Source organism: Clostridium sp. (assembly GCF_021372645.1).
Lineage (GTDB): Bacteria > Bacillota > Clostridia > Clostridiales > Clostridiaceae > Clostridium.
Map to the genome: position 1 here is coordinate 29,268 of NZ_JAJFUC010000002.1, position 24,454 is coordinate 53,721.

Annotated in this window: 25 protein-coding genes; 2 read left to right on the forward strand and 23 right to left on the reverse strand. The window is 28.3% G+C overall.

Translation table 11 applies throughout. The annotated features are described in order from the left end of the window. Positions 1–390 precede the first annotated feature (390 nt). Positions 391–870, forward strand: a complete 480-nt coding sequence (gene ybaK, locus LLF98_RS00215) for a Cys-tRNA(Pro) deacylase (protein ID WP_291699644.1) — start codon at positions 391–393, stop codon at positions 868–870. An 88-nt stretch (positions 871–958) separates the two neighbouring features. On the opposite strand, the gene miaB is transcribed toward ybaK, so the two are convergent. From miaB to LLF98_RS00300, 17 genes are all read right to left on the reverse strand, one after another. Continuing rightward, positions 959–2,326 (reverse strand): tRNA (N6-isopentenyl adenosine(37)-C2)-methylthiotransferase MiaB, encoded by a 1,368-nt coding sequence (gene miaB, locus LLF98_RS00220; protein WP_291699646.1) that lies wholly within the window; start codon positions 2,324–2,326, stop codon positions 959–961. Positions 2,327–2,399: 73 nt separating this feature from the next. Next, positions 2,400–3,269 carry a GNAT family N-acetyltransferase gene (locus LLF98_RS00225; protein WP_291699648.1) on the reverse strand — a complete coding sequence of 290 codons (870 nt, stop codon included), beginning with the start codon at positions 3,267–3,269 and terminating at the stop codon, positions 2,400–2,402. Between the two features lie 208 nt (positions 3,270–3,477). Next, positions 3,478–3,651 carry a hypothetical protein gene (locus LLF98_RS00230; protein WP_291699650.1) on the reverse strand — a complete coding sequence of 58 codons (174 nt, stop codon included), beginning with the start codon at positions 3,649–3,651 and terminating at the stop codon, positions 3,478–3,480. Between the two features lie 61 nt (positions 3,652–3,712). Beyond that, positions 3,713–3,958 (reverse strand): hypothetical protein, encoded by a 246-nt coding sequence (locus tag LLF98_RS00235; RefSeq protein WP_291699652.1) that lies wholly within the window; start codon positions 3,956–3,958, stop codon positions 3,713–3,715. Between the two features lie 70 nt (positions 3,959–4,028). Further along, on the reverse strand, positions 4,029–4,565 hold the full coding sequence (locus LLF98_RS00240) for a hypothetical protein (protein WP_291699654.1): 537 nt from the start codon (positions 4,563–4,565) through the stop codon (positions 4,029–4,031). Positions 4,566–4,923: 358 nt separating this feature from the next. Continuing rightward, positions 4,924–5,568, reverse strand: a complete 645-nt coding sequence (locus LLF98_RS00245; protein WP_291699656.1) for a pentapeptide repeat-containing protein — start codon at positions 5,566–5,568, stop codon at positions 4,924–4,926. A 331-nt stretch (positions 5,569–5,899) separates the two neighbouring features. Continuing rightward, a complete protein-coding gene (locus tag LLF98_RS00250) occupies positions 5,900–6,043 on the reverse strand; it encodes a hypothetical protein (RefSeq protein ID WP_291699658.1) in 144 nt (47 codons plus the stop codon). Positions 6,044–6,223: 180 nt separating this feature from the next. Beyond that, positions 6,224–7,549, reverse strand: a complete 1,326-nt coding sequence (locus LLF98_RS00255; RefSeq protein WP_291699660.1) for an ATP-binding protein — start codon at positions 7,547–7,549, stop codon at positions 6,224–6,226. A 247-nt stretch (positions 7,550–7,796) separates the two neighbouring features. After that, a complete protein-coding gene (locus LLF98_RS00260; protein ID WP_291699662.1) occupies positions 7,797–8,411 on the reverse strand; it encodes an NUDIX hydrolase in 615 nt (204 codons plus the stop codon). Between the two features lie 207 nt (positions 8,412–8,618). Further along, positions 8,619–10,523 carry a bifunctional 4-hydroxy-3-methylbut-2-enyl diphosphate reductase/30S ribosomal protein S1 gene (locus LLF98_RS00265; protein ID WP_291699664.1) on the reverse strand — a complete coding sequence of 635 codons (1,905 nt, stop codon included), beginning with the start codon at positions 10,521–10,523 and terminating at the stop codon, positions 8,619–8,621. A 48-nt stretch (positions 10,524–10,571) separates the two neighbouring features. Further along, entirely contained in the window at positions 10,572–11,225 is a 654-nt protein-coding gene (gene cmk / locus LLF98_RS00270; RefSeq protein ID WP_291699712.1) for a (d)CMP kinase, read from the reverse strand. Between the two features lie 128 nt (positions 11,226–11,353). Further along, the gene (locus LLF98_RS00275) at positions 11,354–12,571 is read right to left on the reverse strand and encodes an NAD(P)/FAD-dependent oxidoreductase (RefSeq protein ID WP_291699666.1); all 1,218 of its coding nucleotides are present in this window, start codon (positions 12,569–12,571) and stop codon (positions 11,354–11,356) included. Between the two features lie 78 nt (positions 12,572–12,649). Next, positions 12,650–13,153: a preQ(1) synthase gene (gene queF / locus LLF98_RS00280; protein WP_291699668.1), complete on the reverse strand. Its 504-nt coding sequence runs from the start codon at positions 13,151–13,153 to the stop codon at positions 12,650–12,652. Between the two features lie 105 nt (positions 13,154–13,258). After that, positions 13,259–13,924: a 7-cyano-7-deazaguanine synthase QueC gene (gene queC, locus LLF98_RS00285; protein ID WP_291699670.1), complete on the reverse strand. Its 666-nt coding sequence runs from the start codon at positions 13,922–13,924 to the stop codon at positions 13,259–13,261. A gap of 90 nt (positions 13,925–14,014) precedes the next feature. Then, positions 14,015–14,608 (reverse strand): GTP cyclohydrolase I FolE, encoded by a 594-nt coding sequence (gene folE / locus LLF98_RS00290; RefSeq protein ID WP_291699672.1) that lies wholly within the window; start codon positions 14,606–14,608, stop codon positions 14,015–14,017. A gap of 81 nt (positions 14,609–14,689) precedes the next feature. Then, positions 14,690–15,358: a putative 7-carboxy-7-deazaguanine synthase QueE gene (gene queE, locus LLF98_RS00295; RefSeq protein WP_291699674.1), complete on the reverse strand. Its 669-nt coding sequence runs from the start codon at positions 15,356–15,358 to the stop codon at positions 14,690–14,692. Positions 15,359–15,372: 14 nt separating this feature from the next. Beyond that, complete coding sequence (locus LLF98_RS00300) at positions 15,373–15,801, reverse strand: 6-carboxytetrahydropterin synthase (protein ID WP_291699676.1); 429 nt, start codon at positions 15,799–15,801, stop codon at positions 15,373–15,375. A 431-nt stretch (positions 15,802–16,232) separates the two neighbouring features. Between LLF98_RS00300 and LLF98_RS00305 the strand changes: the two genes are divergently transcribed. After that, positions 16,233–17,030, forward strand: coding sequence for a DUF1189 domain-containing protein (locus LLF98_RS00305; protein WP_291699678.1), 798 nt, complete (start codon positions 16,233–16,235; stop codon positions 17,028–17,030). 221 nt (positions 17,031–17,251) lie between these two features. Here LLF98_RS00305 and LLF98_RS00310 read toward each other — a convergent pair whose 3' ends face one another. The 6 genes from LLF98_RS00310 to LLF98_RS00335 all read right to left on the reverse strand — a co-directional run bounded on the left by LLF98_RS00310 (position 17,252) and on the right by LLF98_RS00335 (position 24,268). Continuing rightward, entirely contained in the window at positions 17,252–17,773 is a 522-nt protein-coding gene (locus LLF98_RS00310) for a metal-dependent hydrolase (protein ID WP_291699680.1), read from the reverse strand. A gap of 273 nt (positions 17,774–18,046) precedes the next feature. Continuing rightward, the gene (locus LLF98_RS00315) at positions 18,047–18,205 is read right to left on the reverse strand and encodes a FeoB-associated Cys-rich membrane protein (protein WP_291699682.1); all 159 of its coding nucleotides are present in this window, start codon (positions 18,203–18,205) and stop codon (positions 18,047–18,049) included. 68 nt (positions 18,206–18,273) lie between these two features. After that, positions 18,274–20,040, reverse strand: a complete 1,767-nt coding sequence (gene feoB / locus LLF98_RS00320) for a ferrous iron transport protein B (protein WP_291699684.1) — start codon at positions 20,038–20,040, stop codon at positions 18,274–18,276. Positions 20,041–20,143: 103 nt separating this feature from the next. Continuing rightward, complete coding sequence (locus tag LLF98_RS00325) at positions 20,144–20,365, reverse strand: FeoA family protein (RefSeq protein ID WP_291699686.1); 222 nt, start codon at positions 20,363–20,365, stop codon at positions 20,144–20,146. 313 nt (positions 20,366–20,678) lie between these two features. Next, the gene (locus LLF98_RS00330; RefSeq protein WP_291699688.1) at positions 20,679–22,439 is read right to left on the reverse strand and encodes a [FeFe] hydrogenase, group A; all 1,761 of its coding nucleotides are present in this window, start codon (positions 22,437–22,439) and stop codon (positions 20,679–20,681) included. Continuing rightward, positions 22,433–24,268 (reverse strand): NAD(P)-binding protein, encoded by a 1,836-nt coding sequence (locus tag LLF98_RS00335; RefSeq protein ID WP_291699691.1) that lies wholly within the window; start codon positions 24,266–24,268, stop codon positions 22,433–22,435. The genes LLF98_RS00330 and LLF98_RS00335 overlap by 7 nt, the downstream gene beginning before the upstream one ends. Positions 24,269–24,454: the final 186 nt, after the last annotated feature.

The following is a 24,454-nucleotide window of genomic DNA, read 5'->3' on the forward strand; positions in this document are numbered from 1 at the left end:
GCATTAAATACTAAAAATGTTTGAATTTGAATTTCATTTAGTATTATATTTAATGTTTTTAATTGATAATAATTATCAATTTATTTATTATCGACTGCCACTCTAAGTTAAAGTTATACTTATTTTATATTATTTTCAATTTCGATTGTGACAAAATTTTAAATTTGAACGCGCTTAAGTTCTACAAAGTCTACATTTGATAAAAACTCAAATTCGTAATAAATAAACTCAAGTTTTAGCTAGAAATTTAAATTTGAAGTATAAATTAATACATAGCACTCTTTATAATTTTATCCTAAAAATAATCGTATGATTTTATGATATAATGTAATATGTATTATTACATTATATTGATTAACTTTTAAAACTTAGGGAGGGAAATTTAGAATTATGGCAAAAGAAATTAAAACAAATGCTATGAGGATTTTAGATAGTAACAAAATTGAATATACTGCTCATAGTTATGAAAATAAAGATAATAAAATTGACGGGGTTGCCGTTGCGCATAAGATAGGTAAAGAGGTTGACTCTGTTTTTAAGACTTTAGTAACTCAAGGTCACTCTAAAGAATTTTATGTTTTTGTAATTCCAGTAGCTGAAGAATTAGATTTGAAAAAAGCTAGCAAAATAGCTAGTGAAAAAAGCATAGAAATGATACCTGTTAAGGATATAAATGCGATTACTGGTTATATTAGAGGTGGTTGTTCCCCACTTGGTATGAAAAAAGTTTTTAAGACATTTATTCAAGAAGAAGCTTTACTATTTGATACCATAGTATTTAGTGGTGGCAAAATAGGAGTTCAAATCGAAATGAATCCAAATGATCTTGAAAAAGCAATAAAGTGTTCATTTAAAGATATAATTAAATGACAATATCCTAAATTTATTATACATATAGAAAAAATGAATCTATAGCTATGATACGTATAGATTCATTTTTTTAAAATCATAGTAAATATTATTTAACCACTTCTCCAATTAACGAGAATGAATTTGCTTTAACGATTTTTACATTTACTAAAGTTCCTATTAGTTCTTCCCCACCTTCAAAATTTACAAGCCTTGCATTTCTAGTTCTACCAGTTAACTTTAACTCATTATTTTTACTGTAACCTTCAACTAAAACTTCATATATCTTTCCTTCTGCTTCTTTATTGCCTTTAGCTATGCCAGTATTTACTATTTCAACTAATCTATTAAATCTTTCATGTTTAACTTCATCTGAAATTTGATTTTCCATTTTATCAGCTGGTGTATAATTTCTTCTTGAATATAAATAAGTAAAGGCTGCATCATATTGAACTTCTTTAACTAATTCTAAAGTTTCATTAAAGTCTTCTTCAGTTTCTCCAGGAAAGCCTACAATTATATCTGTAGAAAATGTTACATCTGGAATTTCACTTCTTATCTTCTTGGCTAATTCTAAATATTGTTCTTTAGTATAATGTCTATTCATTTCTTTTAAAATTCTATTTGATCCACTTTGCACTGGCAAATGAATTTGTTCACATACCTTATCACAGTCTCTTATAGCATAAACAACATCTAAAGTTAAGTCTTTAGGATGAGATGTCATAAATCTAATTCTTTCAAGTCCTTTTATTTCATTTATTTTTCTTAAAAGCTGTGCAAAAGTTATATCTTCTTCTAATCCCTTTCCATAAGAATTAACATTTTGACCTAAAAGAGTTACTTCTTTATATCCCTTATTTACTAATTCTTTAATTTCATTTTCTATATCTTCTGGTTTTCTACTTCTTTCTCTACCTCTAACATAAGGTACTATACAGTATGTACAAAAATTATTACATCCATACATTATAGTTACAAAAGCTTTTGCATCACTCTTTCTATCTATTGGAAGTCCTTCTACTATTTCTGTTTCTTTATCCATAATTTCTTTGATTTGAACACCTTCAGTTTTAACTCTATTTAAGTATTCAGGAAACTTATATGAATTATGTGTACCAAATATTATATCCACATAAGGGAATCTTTTTAACATTTCATCTGCTTTCCCTTTTTGTTGCATCATACATCCACATATTGCAATTATTAAATCAGGATTTTTCTCTTTTTGCTTTTTTAGCCTTCCAAGATTACCATAAACCTTATTTTCTGCATTTTCTCTAACACAACAAGTATTAAATATTATTATAGATGCTTCTTCTTTATTTTCAGTTCGTTCATACCCGATATTCTTAAGCATGCCTGAAAGTTTTTCAGAGTCTTCTTCGTTCATTTGACAACCAAATGTAGAGATACAGAATAATTTCTTTTCTCCAGTAACCTTTTCATTATCTAATGTTTTTATATCAAAATTCATTATTGTTCCTCCGTTTTAAAATACAATGTCCATAGTATTATAACAAATAATGCTTACAAATAAAAGACTAGCATTAGTCTATATTTTTATACCAAGTAATAAAAGATTCATATTCCCTAAATCCAATTTTGTTATATAGTGATAATGCTTTATGATTATTCTTATCAACTCTTATATAAACATTTTGTATAGAATTTTTAAAACAAAGTTCAATCAAGTATTTAACTAACATTTCTCCATATCCTTGGTTCCTATATTCACTAAGTATTCCAAGGTTAACTATTGTATAAGTTCCCTTATTAAAAATAATTTGACCATAGCCCATAGCTTGTCCATTGTCCTTACATATAAAAACCCCAAAATTTTTTATATAATATTCTTCATTTTGCTCACAACAAATATCCCCCACAGTTATTGGAATTCTATTTTTTTCATTGAAAACTAAATTTTGAATTTTACATCTTAATTCTTCATCTTGTCCTTCTTTAAAATGTTTAAATATTACTTTATTTTCATTAAATTTATTATTAAAGTTAATTGTTTTCATCTTCATCAATATATTTTTAGAATTTACATTAAAATTTAACTTTTTCATAATACGAGAAGCCTTAGAATTAGCTGACATATCAAATTTAAAGTTATTAATATTAAAAAAAGATAATATTTTTGAATTAAGTAATTCAATATACTCATCTTTCAAATATATTGCATAAATATTACTAAAACCTTGATTTGATGGACATTCATACCAAATATATCCAACATATTCATTTTTTACTTTAAATAATTTAATTTGTTTTCTTATAATATATTTCATTATAAAAGATTCTTCATCATAAATATCAAAGAAACTTTTATCACAAATATAAGCATTTTCATTTTTGTTGTATAATTTTCTAAAATGTTCAATATTAAATAATGATAGTTTTTCAAAAAAAACCATAAAAATTCCCCGTTTCCCCATTGATAAATAAATTATAATTCTTCTGAATATTATAGTCAACTTTTAATAATTTGATAAAATCACATTTAATTTTAACATGAAAATTGTTTCCTTCATATTGATACTTTATGATTTTATCTATCTGAAGGAAACATAAAATATTTTAGCTCCTAATAATAATATATACTTATTTTATACTTTTATTCATCTAGCTCCATTTACTTTTTGTTATTTGTGGATTTTTAATCTTCCCTTCAAATCCCTTAATTGTATAATATTCTGTTAATTGGGATGGATCATATGAAATATATCCACCTTTAAAATTATAATAACCATCATTTCTATAGTTTTCATTAGAATATGCTTTATGTTCTTTACTCATAATAATCACTCCTTCTTCACTTAATATCGTGTATAGCAGTAGCTATATTATAGTAAAATTTTTATTTAGATGTAGAACACCATTGATTATTTGTAGCAGTTTTTTCATGTTCATGCATAGATTCTTCTTTATCATAAGTACGAGGTACAGAGTTCCAATCGTTAGAGCCTACATTTTTCTCATTCTTTTTCTCTTTGCTATATATATTGTTATTAATATTAAAGTCATTTTGTTTTTTACTATTTTCAGAATTTACACTTGAAAAACTTTGAAGATTATTAGATTTAGTTTTAGATTCATTATTCATAATAAACACTTCCTTTCTACAAGATTATATTGTGCACTAAAGCTTAGTTTTATCCGTATTATAATTATCCTCATTTCTCATTTTTATCATTCTCAAGGTTATTTAATGCTACCAAAAACATATTATACATTTCTACCTTCTTATCTTCATTAGTAAGAATTTTAACTCCAAAGAATAAAACTGCTATAACATATATTTCTAAAAAAAACGGTCCAAGCCTTTTTATATAATTATCCATATAAGAAAAAATGCCACTTGCTGTGAGTCCTGCAAAAAGTGATGCTATAATTCCACATCCACCGCTAGTATATGAACCAAGTTTAGTTTTTATATAAATTTTTTCCATACTAAAATTAATACTTTCTTCATTTTCATACCATTTGCAAACTTTATTATACATTATAAATTTAGTTTTAGTCTTATCATTAGTAAGTTTAAGTAATGTTTTAAATGAATTGTTGTATTTTATTATAATTTCTGGAGTATATATTTTGTAATTTTTAGGAACTTTGTTTTTAATCCACTGTTCTGATATACATAATTTTTTATTACTATTATTTTCATTATGATGTTTATTGGCTAATTTTGCAATTTTATTACTTTCCATTAAAATATTTCCTCCGAAATTTAAGATTAATAATTTAATTAAGTTTATTTTATTATTATAAAATATTCAAATGACCTCAAAAGATTGCAACTAACTTTTTTTAAATAATAAAAAATAAAGCCACAAAAAAACTCAACATAAGATGATTATTTTAAGTAGCTCTATTTTTATAATAAATTTTTTTGACTATAATACATCATTATAACTATTAATAATTTGTTATAGTTTTAATTATATCATTTTGAATATTAAAGTTTTTGGTTGAACTTCGTGCTTTTTTTATATGTGATAAGTTCTTGGTTGCGCTAACGCGCTTTTTTTAAAGGTAATAAGTTTTTAATTGTGCTTCGCACTTTTTTTATATGTGCATATTTTGTATAAGTCTAATAATATAACTTAACGTATGAAACTCTCTATCAACTTCATATCTAATATAATGAAGCCCTTCTAATAAAGTTTCTTCATCAAATTTTTCACTTAAAATCAAAAGTGTTAATGTATTTATCTTTCCATCCTTAGTATCAAAAACTCTTGATTTCTTAACAAATGGATTTTCCATTACATTTAATACTACTTTTTCTAAGTTCTCACTAATTTCAAATTCAGGCATTGTATCAAAAAACCTTATGTTCTTATCATTTTCTTTTAAATTTTTAGCTTTAGTTACATCACAACCTACGAAGATTGTATTTTTAAATTTTGCATCAATAAAATCTACAGCATCTAAATTTGCTCCTTCAAATATTGTATCTTCAAATTTAGCTTCTTTGAATTTGCATCCTTTTAAATTTGAGCCTATAAATTCTGATCCTTTAAAACTGCATCTAAAAAAATTACATTTTTTAAAATGAGCTCCTCTTAAACTTGCATAATCAAAATTTGAGTTTGAAAAATTGCAGTTATAACATTTACTTCTATTAAGATTTTTATAAATAAAATTTTTATTAGTTTTTTCTGCATTATCATAATAAAAATTTTCTGGTGCACTCCTATTTATAGCCATAATTAGCATCCTTTCCATTGTAAAATATTATTCATTTATTTATATTATCACATTTATCAATAATTATATATACTTTAATAAACTGATAATATCTAGGATAATAATTATACCACCTCTATATTTTATAAAATTATTTTTTACTCCTATTAAACTATTTTCTTTATTCCCTGCTCAATTAACCATTATATCTAATTTAATTACATATTGCTAGATAAAACTTTATGTATAGACAAAAAAATAGGATTATCTCAAAACTGTTAAGTAGTTTAAGGTATATCAAATATGCCTTATTTTATATACTTTCTATTTTGAGATATTCCTAATTTTAATTTTAGCGCTTGTGATTAATTGTAATATCTTTACCTCTAGACACAGGTTTATCTATAGCATCTTCTCTTTCCATATAAGACTTAACTTTTGATTGTGACATACTACCGGTCTGTAGAATAAGTTTATCCTTTTTATTTTTTGACACTCAAATCATCTCCTCATAATTTATCTGACAAGGCTTCACTTTATATTATTAGAGTTTTATTTAAAGTTATGTATATAATTTTGATATATAACTTGATAAGTTATAGCATAAGATGTAATACCAGTCATTACTCCTAAATAAAGAAATAGAAGGGTAAATAACCCTTCTATTTCTTTAATTTTATTTTTTTAGATTTCCTTCAAGCCAGTTTATAAATTGTTTTGCTGTCCTTGGAGAACGTGCATTATGCCACCTTACCCACTTTAGTGCTTCTGCATGAAGATATTGTGTATCAACTTCAAGTCCTTTAGATTCAGTTATTCCATCAATTATCTTCAAATATTCTTTTTGATCTGGTGAGTAGAATGATACAGTTATTCCAAATCTATCTGATAAAGATAATTTTTCTTCTATTGCATCACTAGCGTGTACATCATCTCCAGATCTTTCGCTAAATGTTTCCTTAACTAAATGTCTTCTATTTGTTGTTGCATAAATTAGCATATTACTTGAGCTGTTTTCAACTCCACCTTCTAATATTGTTTTTAATGCAGAATAGCTTGCCTCTCCTTCTTCAAAGACTAAATCATCAACAAATATTATAAATTTCAAATTCTTATTTTTAAGAATTCTTATTATCTTTGTAAAATCAACAAGTTTATCTTTATCTACTTCAATAAGTCTTAATCCTTCAGTATAATATTCATTTATGATAGCTTTAACTGTTGAAGACTTACCAGTTCCTCTTGAACCATATAATAAGAGATTATTAGCTGGATATCCATTTAAGAACTGCTTTGTATTATCAATTATTGTTTCCTTTTGATCCTCATATCCAACTAAATCCTTCAATTTAACTGGGTCTGGTGTGTCTATTCCTCTTAGATATGCATTATCTTCTTCATGTTCCCAAACAAATGCTCTATATTCTCCAAATATTCCAGTACCATATTGTTTATAGAACTCTATAATGTTTTCTAAAGAATTGCCCCAATTATCACAACTTAAAATATTTAATTTCAATTTATCTATAGCTTTATATGAATCATAATCTTCATATGAATCAACTTCAAAGTCTATAAGAGAATTTATTACCTCTACTTCAAAGTCCTTTGCATAACCTTTATGTATTATAGTTTCTTTAAGTTCTTCAGATGTTATACTTGCTATGTATTCAAGTGCTTTAAGTTCATATTTAACTTGCTTTATAATATGTTTATTGCTTAAATCTCCACGATCAATCATACTTGTAAAAGAATTATTGTCTAAAAATATCATATCAATTATGTATTTTTTTAAAGAAACTTCATTATCCTTATTTAAAATTTCATAAACAAAATCATTATATAAACTAATTCCTTTTTCTATAGAAATCTCTTCTTTATTCAAGTATTTTAATAATGATTTGTATTTTTTTAATACATTATCCTCTTTTATATTTGTAAAGATGCATAATGAATTTATCAGTACATTTGCTTTTTTTATTTGTTCAGATTCTGTATACATATATATTGCCCCCTATAAATATTACATTTAATAATATATTACTACTAATTTTGACTTTTTACTATTATTTTTCTAAGCTTAATTATCAAATTGATACTTTTCAATTAAAATGTAAGGAAGTATATTTCTTTAGTTTAGAAACAACTAAGCACATTCAAAAAATAACTGACAATCATAATTATCTGTTATTGTTTAAATGTGCTTACTTTTAATTGCTATTACTGAATATGTGTCTTCCTTTAAATTATTATTGTTGAATAAATAATTTTTCTCCAAGCAATGCAAAACTTTGAAGGACTAAAAAGCATTTAATATCAAATTTCTTTTTGCTTTGTACAAGCTCTATTGCTTCTTTTTGAGACACTAATATTACTTCAATACATTCGTCGTCTTCAAGATGTTCATCGCTTATTTTGCCTTCACAAGTACAATAAACGAAGGCTAAAGATTCATCTGTCATGCCTGCCGAAACATATACTTTATCGGTTCCTCTATTTTCAATAATATCTACTATTTTAAGTCCTGTCTCTTCCATTAATTCTCTTCCGATTGTGCTTTTTGCATCTTCACCTGGATCAATAAGGCCTGCCGTTAATTCGTACACATAATCATTAAGTGGAATTCTAAATTGTTTTATTATAACAAGTTTCTTTTTTTCTTTGTGGTATGCAGCGATTATTACCCCATCAGTAGTATCTTCTTTATTTTCAAAGAATTGCTTTTGAAGAGTATCATTATCTTTTCTAGATGCTACTGTCCATGTTCTCATGTTCCCTACTTTATTTTCATACTCCACTTCATATAAGCTTAAATATTTAGTTTCTACTAAAGCTTTTAAATTAGTGACTTTATTTTGTTTCATACGTCCATATTCCTCCTAGCATATATAAAATATAATTAGTTTACAATTTAGTTTTTCTATAATATTAATCATTTTTTACTTTCAATAAAATTATACTTCAAATTGATATTTCATGCATTATATAAAAAAGTATAAAACTGTTTAAATAGAAATCAAGGGTACTCTTGTGTAGTGTTACAACAGAGTACCCTTGATTTCAGTGGTTTATTAGATATCTTTTATACTTAAGCTTATTCTTTTATTTTCTTCATCAACACTTAAAATTTTGGCTTTAATTTCTTCTCCAACTTTTAAGACTTCTGATGGATGTTCTATTCTGTTATGTGATATCTTTGAAATGTGTACTAGCCCATCTACTCCTGGTTCTAATTCAATGAAAGCACCAAAATCATTAAGTCTTACAACTTTACCAAGTACTATCGAATCCTCTGGATATTTTTCCTTAGCATTATCCCAAGGTTTATCCATAAGTTCTTTAATACTTAAAGATAATCTCTTAGCTTCTTTATCAAGTCCTATAATTTTAACATCAACAGTTTGACCTTCTTTTAACACATCTCTTGCATTTTTAATATGATTCCAAGAAATTTGTGATAAATGTAATAACCCATCTATGCCATTAATTTCAACAAAAGCACCAAAGCTTGTAAATCTCTTCACTACACCTTTTACAACATCTTCAAGATTAAAGTTTTCCCAAGATTTTGCATCTTCTGCATTTTTAATATCTTCTAATAACATTCTTCTTGATGCTACTATTTTCACAGGATTTCTTAAAGAAAAATCAATTAATTTAACTCTTAAATTTTTTCCTACATATTCACTTTTGTCTTTAGTGAATTTCGTATCGATTTGCGAGCCTGGTATAAAAACTCTAACACCTTTATAATCTGCAACTAATCCTTTTTCTTTAGCTTCTTTAACAGTTATTTCAAAAGTCTTTCCCTCAGTAAAAAGTTCTTCAAGTTCCTTAAAAGTTTCTTCTCTCTCATATTCTAATCTTGATAAAACTACATATCCATCACTATTTTGTAATTTTATAACCTTAGCTTTAATAGAATCTCCTACATTAAGTTTTTCTGAAAATGCTATTGGCTCTTCTTTAGCTGATAATTCTGTATAGGGAATAACGCCATCAGCTTTATACCCTACAAGTGAAACTAAAATAGAATCTCTAGTTTTTGAAAGTATTTCTCCTTGTACTTCATCACCTATGGCAAATTTTTTATCTAATTCATTCATTAATGACAGTTGATCTTCAAAATTATTATTTTCTGTATTCATAATATTAAGTACCTCCCTAATAATCCAATCTGGTGTGGATGCACCAGCTGTAACTCCTATTTTTTCTATATTATTATTTTTAATAAAATTCATTGGCAGTTCTTTAACATTTTCTATATGAATTGTGTTAATGCAATTTCCTTTAGCAATTTCATATAACTTAGTAGTATTAGAACTGTTTTTTCCACCAATAACTATCATAGCATCTGTTTCTTTAGATATTTTATTCGTACTTCTTTGTCTAGCATCTGTAGCTGAACAAATGGTATTAAAAGCTAATACCTCTTTTACAGAACTTAAGTTCTTCAATGTATTTTCCCAATTCTTCATTTTTTCAGTTGTTTGAGTTACTACACATACTTTTTGTGGTAAGTCTTCTTTAAATCTACCATCTTTAGTAATAATAGCTTTGTCTTCACACCACCCATTGATACCTATTACCTCCGGATGATTTTCATCTCCTAATATTACTATATGATATTCTTCTTTTGAATATTTCTTAACCTTCTTTTGAATATTGGTTACAAAAGGGCATGTTGCATTTAAAACTGTTAATTGTTTTTTCTCAAGTTTATCTAAAACGGCTTCTGAAACACCATGAGATCGTATAACTATTACATCACCTTTGCTTAATTTATCTATATTCTCTAATTCTATAGAAAAGATATTATTTTCTTCTAAAAATTTTACTACATCATTATTATGTATTAAAGGTCCTAAAGTATAAATTCTTGTATTATGTTCTTTTTGAATTTTAAGAGCTTCATTTACAGCTCTTTGAACACCAAAACAAAAACCTGCATTCTTTGCTAAAATAACTTTACTCATTATAATCTCCTTGCTCTGAATATTCAAAAACGTAACAGGTAGTATGACTTATTTTCCTTTTTCAATATACTCATTAATTGTATTTACTACTTCATTAATGTCTAAATTAGTTGTATCAATTTCAATGGCATCATCCGCCTTCTTTAATGGATCTGTAGCTCTATGAGTATCTTTATGATCTCTATCTATTATATCTTTTAGTATTTGGTCATATGAACACTCTAAACTTCTTTCTTGCAATTCATTAAACCTTCTATTTGCTCTTTCTTCTGGACTAGCTGTTAAGAAGAATTTAAATTTTGCATCTTTAAGAACAACGGTTCCAATATCTCTACCATCCATGATTACATCGAACTTACTTGACATATCTCTTTGAAGCTTTACAAGTATACCTCTAACTTCTGGAATACTAGCATAGCCAGATACAATACTGCTTATATCAGGCATCGTTATTTTTTCTTGAATATTTTCATTATTTAAAATCAAGTCATCATTTTCAAAATGCATTTCCATATTGCTTATTAGATTGCAGATTTCATCAACTTTTTCTGGTAATAAATTATTTTCCTTAGCTTTTAATGCTACTGCTCTATACATTGCCCCTGTATTTATGTACATAAGATTATATTTTTCTCCAACTAGTTTTGCTATTGTACTTTTGCCTGCTCCTGCTGGTCCATCTATTGCTACTGAAATTCTCAAAATTTTCTCCTCATTTCTTTGCCCCATTAATTTATGCCTACTTTAAGATTATATTATTTTTTATCACTTCAAACAAGAAAATATTTATTTACTAGGTATTATGATTCGTTATTTTTGAATATGTCCTTTTAAATATTACTTCCAGCTATAAAGCCTGTTGAAAATGCAATTTGTACATTATATCCTCCAGTAAAAGCGTCTACATCCATTACCTCTCCTGCAAATGAAAGATTATCTATTATTCTTGACTTCATGGTAGAAGGATCAATTTCTTTAATGTCTACTCCACCAGCTGTCACAATACCTTCATCTAAGGGTCTTAAACCCTTAATATCAAAAGTAAAATTTTTAATTACGTTAACTAAATTTTTTCTTTCTTCTTTTGTTATTTCATTTACCTTTTTACTTTCTGAAATTCCAGACATCTCAATAATCATGGGAATTAATTTTTGTGGTAATAACTCATCTAAAGAATTTTTAAAATCTTTATTTAAGTATTTGTTGAAATCTTTTTGAATACGTTTATCTAATTCGCCTAAATTTAATGCAGGTTTTAAATCTATATGCAATTTATAGCTTTTCCCTTTTTCTATAAATCTACTCCCACTTAATATAAGCGGTCCTGAAACGCCAAAATGCGTGAATAACATCTCTCCAAAATTCTTATAAACTATTGCTTTATTATTTTCCTTTATTGTGACTTCTATATTTTTCAGAGATAAGCCCATAAGCTCTTTCGTTTTTGCATCTTTAACTTCCATTGGGACAAGTGCTGGCGTTAAAGGAACTATCTTATGACCTAGCATATTTGCAAATTTTTGGCCTTCTCCTCTTGAACCAGTAAGAGGATATGTTGCTCCACCAGTTGCTATAATAAAATAATCTCCACTTAAAATTTCTTCATTATTTATTTCAAGAGCTGTTATTTTTTTATCTTTAAATTTAACATTTGTAACTTTAGAATTTAATCTTATTTTCACCTTAGTTCTACTTAGTGCATTAGACAAACCTCTTATTATATCTGAGGATTTATCAGACTCTGGGAAAACTCTATCTCCCCTTTCAACCTTTAGTTTAATTCCTTCACCTTCAAAGAAATTCATAGTATCCTCATTAGTAAAACTATATAATGAACTATATAGAAAATGGGGATTACCTGGTATGTACTCAAAAAACTCAGATATATCTTTTGCATTAGTAACATTGCATCTTCCCTTACCAGTAATAAAAAGTTTTTTCCCAATTCTTTCATTACCATCTAATAATATTACCTCATGTTTTTTTGCAGCCTGCAATGCAGCCATCATACCTGATGGGCCTGCTCCTATAACAATAACTTTACTCAACTTATAAATCAGCTCCTTAGCTTAGAAATTAGGAATCTTAATGAAAACAAACTAGTTTGTTTTAAATTAAGATATACCTTATCTGTTATCTATTTTCTCTGGATACATATCATGATTCATCATTCTGTAATTTGCCATTTCTTCAAACTTTGAATTCTTCATTCCATAGTTACAATAAGGATCTATGCTTATTCCACCTCTTGGAGTAAACTTCCCCCATACTTCTATATACTTTGGATCCATAAGTTTAATTAAATCTTTCATTATTATATTCATACAATCTTCATGAAAATCACCATGATTCCTAAAGCTAAATAAATATAACTTTAAAGATTTACTTTCTACCATTTTTATATTGGGAATATAACTTATATGAATTGTAGCAAAGTCTGGTTGACCTGTAATCGGACAAAGGCTAGTAAATTCAGGAAAATTAAATTTTACAAAATAATCATTATTAGGATGTTTATTATCGAAAACTTCTAATACCTTAGGGTTATATCCAAACTCATACTTTGTTCCTTGATTTCCAAGATGTGTGATTCCTTCAAGTTCTTTTGATTTTCTTCCACTTTCGTTCATTGTTTTTCTCCTTTTAAATAAATAATATAAGTGGCTAAGCCACGTTTTTTTAATTCACAGTACATTTTGAATTAAAAAATCTAAAATCAGGCTTCCTTACATAGACTATTGTTTACTCGTATCATTCTTACTTAGTAAATAACTATCAAGTCCTCTTTTTCTAAGATTACAAGCCGGACATGTTCCACATCCATCTCCAACGATTCCATTATAGCAAGTAAGGGTTTTTTCTCTTATATAATCTAATTGTCCAAAGCCATCTGCCATTTTCCAAGTTTCAGCTTTATCTATCCACATAAGTGGTGTATGAACTACAAAATCATAATTCATTGCTAAATTCAAAGTAACATTAAGAGATTTTATAAATACATCTCTGCAATCAGGATATCCACTGAAATCTGTTTCACATACTCCTGTCACAATATGTTTTGCACCTTTAACCTTAGCTAGTACTCCTGCAAAAGTTAAAAATAGCATATTACGCCCTTCTACAAATGTTGATGGAAGTTCACCATTTTCACCCATTTTTATTTCTATATCATCTCTTGTAAGAGCATTAGGTGCTAGCTGATTAAGTAATGCCATATCTAATATATGGTGTTCTATACCTAATTCTTTTGCTATATCAGTTGCACATTCTATTTCTTTTCTATGTTTTTGATTATAATCAAAAGTAACTGCAATTACTTCGTCAAATTTCTTAAGTGCCCAAAATAAACATGTAGTAGAGTCTTGCCCCCCGCTAAATACAACTATCGCTTTTTTATTCATATCTAAACCTCCAAAAATTACTTTAATAAATATATAAAACAAATTTATCTAAATAAGAAATTCTGAACTATTAACTCTTAACTGATCTAATTATTTCATAATTAACAAAGCTTCTTGCCTTAACATATCATTAGTTTGAAATTGCCCAGTAAAAGTGGTTGTTGTAGTGAGTGTTCCAGGTTTTTTTATTCCCCTTGAAGTCATGCATCCATGTTCTCCAGTAATAAGAACACCAACATCACTACTTTCTGTTGCCATAGAAACTATTTCTGCAATATCGCTACCGATTCTTTCTTGGAGCTGAAGTCTTCTTCCTACCATATCAGCTATTCTTGAAATCTTACTAAGACCTATTATTTTTTCTTTTGGTATATATACCACTGTAACCTTCATATTATACATAAGTGCTAAATGATGTTCGCAATAACTATGAATTGGTATATCTCTAACAACAACCATATTTTTATGAGATTCTGACATGAATTCTTCATTTTCAAATGTAGTTCCGAACATTTTTGCTATTTTTTCATTTGAAAGTGTCATTCCTTCAAAAACCTCTTCATACATTTTGGATACTCTTTTAGGTGTATCTAATAATCCTTCTCTATCTGGATCATCACCTAAAGCTATTATAATTTCTCTTATGCATTCCTCTATCTTTTTAGTATCTATCTTCTTTGGCATATCCAATCCTCCCAACATTTTTAAGTTTTTTCTAATATTAAATTCTTTTTAATACATATAAAAAAGAATTTAATTATGTTCTTAAACTCCTCTTGCATTCTTATTCCAAATAATCTTATGAAGTTGTGCTTGCAACCTCACTTTGCTTAACTTTTTATCTTTCATAAACTCAACAATTTCTTGCATATCTATATTTCCCGAAACAGGACTTAAATAAACTAAGCATTTAGAAGTCAAATGGTATTTGATTATGATCTCATATGCCATTTGTAAATCTTCATTACTCCCTACAACAAACTTGTAAACATCACTTTTTTCAACAATATTTAAATTATTTAAATTCATTTTATTTGTCATATTACTACTTGGCAATTTAAAATCTACTATGTAATGAAGATTATTATGTGTATGTCTTTTCTTAAATGATTCTATATCTACAGCTCCATTAGTTTCTATATGAATCTTTAAATTATCATCTGAATTCAAAAGTTCTAAAAGTTCATCTATATTTTCTTGAATAAGTGGTTCTCCACCCGTCAAAGTAACATTTGTTACTCTATTTTCATTTATATAATTATAAATTTCTTTAGCAGTTAATACTTCAGATGTACTATCCTTATTCCATGAATAAGTAGTATCACACCAAGAACATCTTAAATTACAACCTTGAAATCTTATAAAAGTCGCAAGCTCACCAGAACTAGGACCTTCCCCATCTACTGATAAAAATTTTTCTACTATATTAAACATCTCAAATCCTCCAATTAATCTTCTGTATATATGCAACTATTATTAGGAGTTTCGAATAGTTCCACTTCACATACTGATAAGCCCTTATTCTTTAATCTATTAAAAATATCTCTAGACATTTCTTCTGCTGTTGGTCTATAACCTACAAAATATATATCAAAATTATTTGGTAGTTCTTCTAGTTTCTTTCCTAAAGCTTTTCCTTCTTCGTTATCTTCAATAATTAGCTTATGATCAAAGATATCTGCAATTTCTTTTAAAGAATCTTTAAAATTTGAGAAGTCATCAACCATACCACGAAGTTGACCTTCCCCATGTAAAGTTTCTGATTTTAGCTTTGCAATTAGCTTATATCTGTGTCCATGAATATTAGAACATTTGCCTTTATATCCACTTAAATAATGTGCCATATCAAATTGTATTTCGCTCTTTATCTTAAACATAGTATTCTCCTTACTTAATTGCTATAATAGTTCTTTATTGTGCTTAATAAGGTCTCAGTTGCGCTTTGCACTTTTTTCAGCAATGCGTACTTTTTATATGTGAATTGTTCTTATGTTTGTTTAATAAGTTCTTGGTTGCGCTTCGCACTTTTTTCATCGGTGTATATTTTTATGCATTAAAAAAGGTCAATTTTATTATAACTAAAACTAGCACAACAAAATTAACCTTAAATCTTTTACTTAATTTAAAATTAAATTGCCTAGTTTTGTTTAAGGACAGGATGGTCTAACGAACTGTCCATTATTCAATTAATAATAATAATGATAACATGTTTCATTTAAATAGGCAAACTTTCTGTCACATTTTAATTCAATGTGATATAATTAGTAAGTATCAGATAATTTTATATTTAACTTAAGGAGGTCTTTCTTTGAAAAACAAAATAGGATTTATGCATAAATTTGCATATAGTTTTTTTGATTTTGCTGCCTATAAAGAATTTTTAGTACAAGGACTTGGAAAATCAATTTTATATATTTTTCTTGTTACTTTAATATTTTCTACTATAACTAATATAAATACAATAGGTAAATTCAACTCTGAAGTATCTAGTATGCAAGCAATCTTTATACATAGTGCACCAAACTTTGAACTTAAAAATGGTTTATTATCTGTAGAATCAGATTCGCCTATTTACTATAAACACAATGGTGAACAACTTATTGTTGATACAAGCGGAAAAACAAGTAAGTCAATTTTAGACCCTTATAGTGATGCTATCTATATAAATTCAGATGAAATTACTATTAGGCAAAATTATAGTACACTACAAACTCTAAAGTTTACAGATTTTACTGAATTTAATTTAACAAACAAAACTTTACAAAGTGCTTTATCTATCTTGAAAACTATTTTTCCAATAATACTCTTAATCTTTGAGCCAATATTTTCATTTTTACTAAATTTAATTTCAGGATTTTTAATACTAGGCCCCCTATGTTTAAATATTAGTTCTATAATGGGTGTGAAATTGAAGTATTCTAAAACCTGCACTTTAAGTTTTTATGCAATGACACTACCACTTTTACTAGAATCTTTATTGAATATATCTGAAATAGATTTACCTGAATTTTCTGTTATTTTCTATATAGTTGCTTTAATCTACTGTGGATTAGCTATTAAAGAAATCAAAAATATTGATAAATCTACTTTAAATTTTACGAAATAGAATTGAATTAGAAAAAATTTAATTTTACTTTTGAAATCAAGTTATTTGTATATTTTTCTAGGCATTAAAAAGAGTAGATTTTATAAAATCTACTCTCTTTTGGTATCTATATAAGTTGCACTAATGAATTCAGAATACATTTTTTATTCGAATGACCATATATATTTAGATATTGATTGCTTCAGCGACACCGCCTTGATGGTAACAGTAATATTGGTCTTTTATTTTTGAGTAAATGTAAATACTGAAGTAATATGAAGTATATCAAGAACTATAACAATGTTTACACAAGTTAAAATCCCGCATAATATATCTTCTAACTTGCCATTTGTTTTTATCTTACTCAAAGAAAATCTCTTTTTACTCAAAGGATAAAACCAAGACAATCCTCCAATGGTAAAACTATCTAAAATTAAATGTGATAACACTCCTAAAAATAATCCCTTTACACCAACTATAAGTATCTTATGGGTAATTATTCCAAGGCTTATTGAATATAAAAGCAAGTATATAAGTGGTGCATGGAACAGTTTTCTATGTCCAGCAAATTTATTTATTGCTTTAGAAACTGTTTTTGCTTTGTGTCCAATATAACTATTTTTATGATCAATATCAGGGAATATACTTCCAACTAGTGCTCCGCCTAATAGTATCCCCTTCGATACTATAGGCATATTTGTCATTTGTAAGTTTACATATAGCCCTACTAATATTCCACCATTTATGTGTGTTTTGTAATTCATTTTTTATACTCCTATTATTAATATTATTTTATCTTTTGATTGAATTTAGTCATTGTGTTATTATACTATAGATTTATCATCTGTCAAAAATAATAAATTCATAATATAGATACGCCTTTTCCGATTTATGTGTAAAAAAAATCTCACTAAAAAACTAACGTTTTTAATGAGATTTTGTATTAACTCAAATTTTTCAAGCTAATTCTTAAGTTTGTAAGTTTTAAAGAATTTTAGAACTTTTACTCTATAATTATATATATTTCTGATTAAATACTATTTTATAGTATTATTATTTTTCCCAGAGCAAATTTTTTGAGATTTGCACCCATTACATCCACAGTTACATTTTCCTTTCGAAGAATTTCTTAAAGACTTGACTATTATAAATCCAGCAAAAAAGATTATTATAGTTGTAATTATTACTTCTATCATTTAAGCTTCACCTACCTATAATATCGAATTTTTAAGGCAAATACTAAAATTTGTACTTAAATTATTTATTAGAATATTAAGCTACCTATATTAAATACTAAGAAGGCAGCAATCCATGCAACAAACAATTGAAAAAATACTGAAAATAAAGTTAGCTTGATTCCATATTCCTTTTTCATAGTTCCAATTACAGATATACATGGAGTATAAAGTAATATGAATACTAAAAAAGCATAAGCTGAAATAGTTGTAAAATGTTCTGGTAAAATAACTGATAGATCTCCAGCAAAAATTACTTGCATTGATGCTAGAACTGATTCTTTAGCAAGTAAACCTGAAAGAATTGATACAGCTGATTGCCAATTTCCGAAACCTAGTGGTGTAAATAGTGGTGCTATTACGCTACCTATAGATGCTAGTATACTATTATTAACTTCATTTACCATACCATGAATATTAAAGTTTGATAAAAACCATACTACCACACTCATTGCAAATATAATAGTTGCAGCTTTCTTTAAAAAGCTCATAGCTTTATCTTTTGTTTGTTTATATATTGAAGAAACCTTTGGCATTTTATATTCAGGAATTTCAATTATAAAAGGTTCCTCATCCTTTTTAAAATATGTATTTTTAAATAATATTCCAAGTAAAAATGCAACTATTATTCCAAGTAAATATAGTGAGGATACTACAAGACCTCTATGCGATTCAAAAAATACTGCTGCAAAAACTGTATAAACAGGTAATCTTGCATTACAGGACATAAACGGTACAAGTAGCGCTGTAAGTTTCCGATCCTTTTCACTTTCTAAAGTTCTAGAAGTCATTATTGCTGGAACTGTACATCCAAAGCCTATTATCATAGGTATAAATGCCTTACCTGAAAGTCCCATTTTTCTCATTAACTTATCCATCATAAAGGCTACTCTCGCCATGTAACCACTATCTTCTAATATGGTTATACACATGAACAACACCAAAATTATTGGTAATAGTACTATTATTCCTCCAACCCCAGAAATTATTCCATCTACAATAAGAGATTTAAACCAAGGAGATGTTGTTAAAAGGAGATTACCTACAAATGGTATTAAGATATCATTTAAAAATCCGTCCAATAAATCTGATAGAGGTTGTCCAACCAAAGAGAATGTTAGTTCGAACATTAAAGCCATTAGCATTATAAAAATTGGATAAGCAAAAACCGGATGTAATACCCACTTGTCCATTTTCTCAGTTATAGTTGTTTCCTTTTTTTCCTGTCTAGTAATACTTGTACTTAATATTTTTTCAATAAATTCATAAGCTTCTTTTTCAGAAGAAAAGTTGTACGTATCTGAATCTAAAGGTGATTTGAAATTTCCCTTTTGTAGTCTTTCTTCAATTTTATCAATGCCTTTATTTTTTCCTGCAACAATAGGAATAACTTCTACATTTAATTCTTTAGATAATCTTTTATAATCAATAACTATTCCTTTACTTTCACTGACATCAATCATATTTAAAGCTAATATTATTGGTATATTAAATTGTTTAAGTTGTGTTGTAAGATATAAATTTCTATTAAGATTTGATGCATCTACAATATTTAATATTAAATCTACATTTCCTTCTTCTAAAAACTTTTTAGATACCTTTTCTTCATTTGAGAAAGTATCCATAGCATATATTCCTGGTAAATCTACAATTTTAATATCTCCTAAAAGAAATCCTTCTTTTTTATCTACAGTTACACCTGGCCAATTACCAACATACTGATTTGAGCCTGTAAGTGCATTATATAATGTGGTTTTTCCTACATTGGGATTACCTAGTAAAGCTACATTTATCATAAATTCAAGTCTCCTCTATTCTGCTAATAATTCTCGCTTTAATTAGCTTTAGTTAATTTCCTATGAGTTACACTTATATATAAGTGGTATAGATGTAATTTACTTATTTTTCTAACAATATATACTTAGCATCCTTTTTCCTAATAGCCAAATCAAATCCTCTAAAATTTATAATTATTGGATCTCCTAGAGGTGCTCTTCTCCTAAGTTCAACTTCTGTCCCCTCTATACATCCTAATGCAAATAATCTTTTTATTAACTTTGAATCTCCTTTAATTGATGAAATTGTTCCTTTCTCTCCTGGATTCAAACTACAAATACTCATGCGATACCTCCTAATTGAAAATACTTATCATATAATTAAGAATATCATTATTGTTGAAAAAATGCAAGAAAAAAAATGATGTTTTTAGCATCATTTTCATTATAGGAGAATTATTATTGCTTTAATTATATTTAATAGCATAAAATCCACAGTGCATATATGACATCCAAAAAAACTTCATAAGTATTAAATCCATTATTTTTTCCATTGAATTCTCAATGAAATCACCCAGATTTTAAAAATCTTGGGTGATTATTAAATATTATTATTTATCTAAAATTAGAATTTGTAAATATGTGTTCTTATATCTACATTATTCCTCATCATCATTTATTTCTCTTCTTGGAGATATAGGCATATCCCAGCATTTATGATTTGTATGGAGCAATTTGTGTGACTTATGTGATAGTGGTTTTTCAATATAATCAGTATATAGCTTTATAACAGAAGGATTTTCATGTGAAAATCTAAGTGTAGACTTTTTATCAAGTCCATATAAGTTATCTGCACGTACCTTTGCTAGTTCCAAACCATCTGAAATTGGCTGTCCACCACCACCTGAGCATCCTCCTGGACATGCCATGACTTCTACAAAATCATAGTTAACCTTTCCTGCTCTTATTGATTTAATTAACTTTCTAGTATTTCCAAGCCCACTTACTATTGCCACTTTTATAGGTATTCCTGTAATTTCAAAAGTTTTTTCCTTCCATCCATTCATGCCTCTTACTTCCTTAAATGAATCTGGATCTGGATTTGTACCTGTAGCTAAAAAGAATGCTGATCTAAGAGCTGCTTCCATAACTCCACCAGTAGCACCAAAAATTGCACCTGCGCCTGAACCAACTCCAAAAGGCATATCAAATGCTTCGCCCTTTAAATCTTTAGGAATAATATGTTCTGCTCTTATCATCCTATCAACTTCCCGTGTTGTAAGAACCAAATCAACATCAGGGCCTGCTCCTGCATCATTCATTCCAGAAATTTCACTTTCATGTTTTTTAGCAATACATGGCATAATTGAAATACAATAAATCATAGATGGATCTACATTTAAAAGCTTAGCATAATAACTCTTTGCTACTGCACCAAACATTTGTTGTGGTGATTTTGCTGTTGAAAGTTGATTTACCATGTCAGGATATTGTGATTTTAAGAAACGTACCCAACCTGGACAGCATGATGTAAACATAGGAAATACATTATTTTTCCTATCCTTTAGTTTTTCTAAAAATTCACTACCTTCTTCCATAATAGTAAGGTCTGCACTAAAATTTGTATCAAAAATATAGTTAAAGCCCATTCTCCTTAGTGCGGCTACAAGACGTTCTACTGTTGCTTCTTCCTGTGAAAGCCCAAGAGATTCCCCCCACGCAGCTCTAACAGCAGGTGCTATTTGTACTACTGTAATTTTATCTGGATTTGCAAGTGCTGAAAAAGCCTTTTCTGTATCATCTCTCTCTCGAAGCGCTCCTACAGGACAGTGAGTAATACATTGTCCACATAAAGAGCAATCTGAATTTTCTATTCTTCTATTATATGAAACATCTACCGTTGTTCTAGAACCAGTATTTGCAACATCCCAAATATTGAGACTTTGTATTTTATCGCAAACTTGAATACAACGCATACACTTAATACACTTTCCAGCATCACGTATTAATGGAAAATCCTCATTCCATATATATGGTTGAACATTCTTATCATAATTTAATTTTATTATTCCTAAATCATTAGCAATCTTTTGTAAGTTGCAATTACCACTTCTTATACAGAATGCACAATTACAGTCGTGTTGTGAAAGAATAAGTTCCACATTTGTTCTTCGAGTTTCTCGAACCCTAGGACTATTTGTGAATATCTCCATATTATCTTCTGCCATGTTATTACAAGCAGGAAGCAATTTATCTTTTCCTTTTACTTCAACAACGCAAACACGACAAGCGCCTATTTCATTTATTCCTCGCAAATAGCAAAGACTTGGGATGGGAATACCTGCAAGTGCTGCTGCATCTAAAATGGTAGTACCTTCTTTTACTTCTACTACAATATTATCAATTTTAAAATTTACCATTCTTTAATCCTCCCGCCCTTAAATACTCCATATCCAAAGTGATCACATCTTAGACATCTAAATGATTCTTGATGTGCTTCTGAACATGTCATTCCATATTCTATAAGTTCAAAATCATTTTTACGCTCCATAGCATCTCGCTCTAGCATGTTAACTCTACCACATGCTGGTCTATCACCTAACCTTGCATTTGGAATTTCTATATCTGTACTAATAATATGATTATACCCTAGATAATTATCAATATTCGCTGCAGCTACTTTACCTGCAGCAATTGCGCGAATAACAGTAGCTGGACCAGTTACACAATCACCACCTGCAAATATTCCAGGGCTATTTTCAATACCACTAGAACTTAGTGCCTCAATAATTCCTCTTTTAACGGGTACACCATATTCAGCAAAGTGTTGAGATTCTATACCTTGCCCAATTGCTATAATAAGCACATCACAAGGAAGTCGATTTTCTTCTTCTTCCGAATCTACTACTGTAGGACGCCCTGCAGCATCAATCTTTCCAATTATTTGAGGCTTCACCCATAATGCTGTAACATTTCCATCATTATCATTTTCAATTCTTACGGGTGCTTGAAGTGTTAATATTTCACAACCTTCAGCAATAGCACCTTCTACTTCATCTGGCAATGCTGTCATATCAACTTTTCTACGTCTATATACATTACATACCTTTTTTGCGCCAAGACGCACCGCAGATCTTGTAACATCCATTGCCACATTTCCGCCTCCAATTACTAGAACTGTTTTCCCAATAAAATTAGGTAGTTTATTATCACCAATAGCACGTAACATTTCTACTGCAGAAATGACACCTTTGCTCTCTTCTCCCTTTATACCTATTTTTTTATCAGTATGAGCACCAATAGCAATATAAAGTGCATCATATTTATTTTTAAGGTCCATCAAAGAAATGTCAGTACCGACTGTAATACCAGTCTTTACTTCTACACCTGTAGAAATAATAGCTTCAATATCTTCATCTAATTTTTCTCTTGGAAGACGATAATTGGGAATACCATATCGAAGCATCCCTCCTAGTTTAGAGTATTCTTCGTAAATTACTACATGATGACCCATAAGAGAAAGAAAATATGCTGCACTTAAGCCACCAGGCCCCCCTCCAATTACGGCAACATTCTTGCCAGTGGCTGGTGCACAGACTGGTACTGGCACTTTTCCTGCATGATCAACAGCATAACGTTTAAGTCCGCGAATATTTACTGAATCATCTATCATATTACGTCTACATCTAGCCTCACATGGATGTTCACAAATAAGAGCACAAGCAGTTGGAAAAGGATTATCTTTTCTAATAAGGCGAACTGCATCAGCATACCTTTCTTCTGATATCAAAGCAATATAACCTGGAATATCTACACCTGCTGGACATAATGCCACACATGGAACAGGCTGATCCAAATTGCAAATACATCTGTCATTTATAATATGTTCTACATAATCACTTTTAAAACCTATAACACCTTTTAACACCATATTAGCTGCTTCATACCCAATTGCACAATCAGCAGAATTTGAAATCACTCTTGCTGTTTTTTCAATTAGATCAATGGTATCTAGTGTTGCGTTACCATCTAAAACATCATTAATCAAATTTTCTAATTGAGCTAAGCCAACTCTGCAAGGGACACATTTTCCACAAGTTTGTGCATGGCACAGTTTTAAAAAGGAAGCTGCCATGTCAACTGGACAAAGTCCTGGAGGGCTGGCAATAATTCGACGTTCTAAATCTTTATAAAGGCCTTCGACCACGGTTTGTGCCCTGTTTGGTGTTGTAATATCAAGTCTATTCATTTTTACTCCTCTCTGCATGTTTTTTTCATGCTTGCAAATAACTAATATAATTTCTAGTATAACATTGATGTACATATTTACTTATTGTCATTATACTTTATTTCCAGAAAATTCTCAAAATACGATTTTATACAATTAATCAAGTAAATAGTAAATGGGACTCAATACCTCTGTATTATTTCCCAT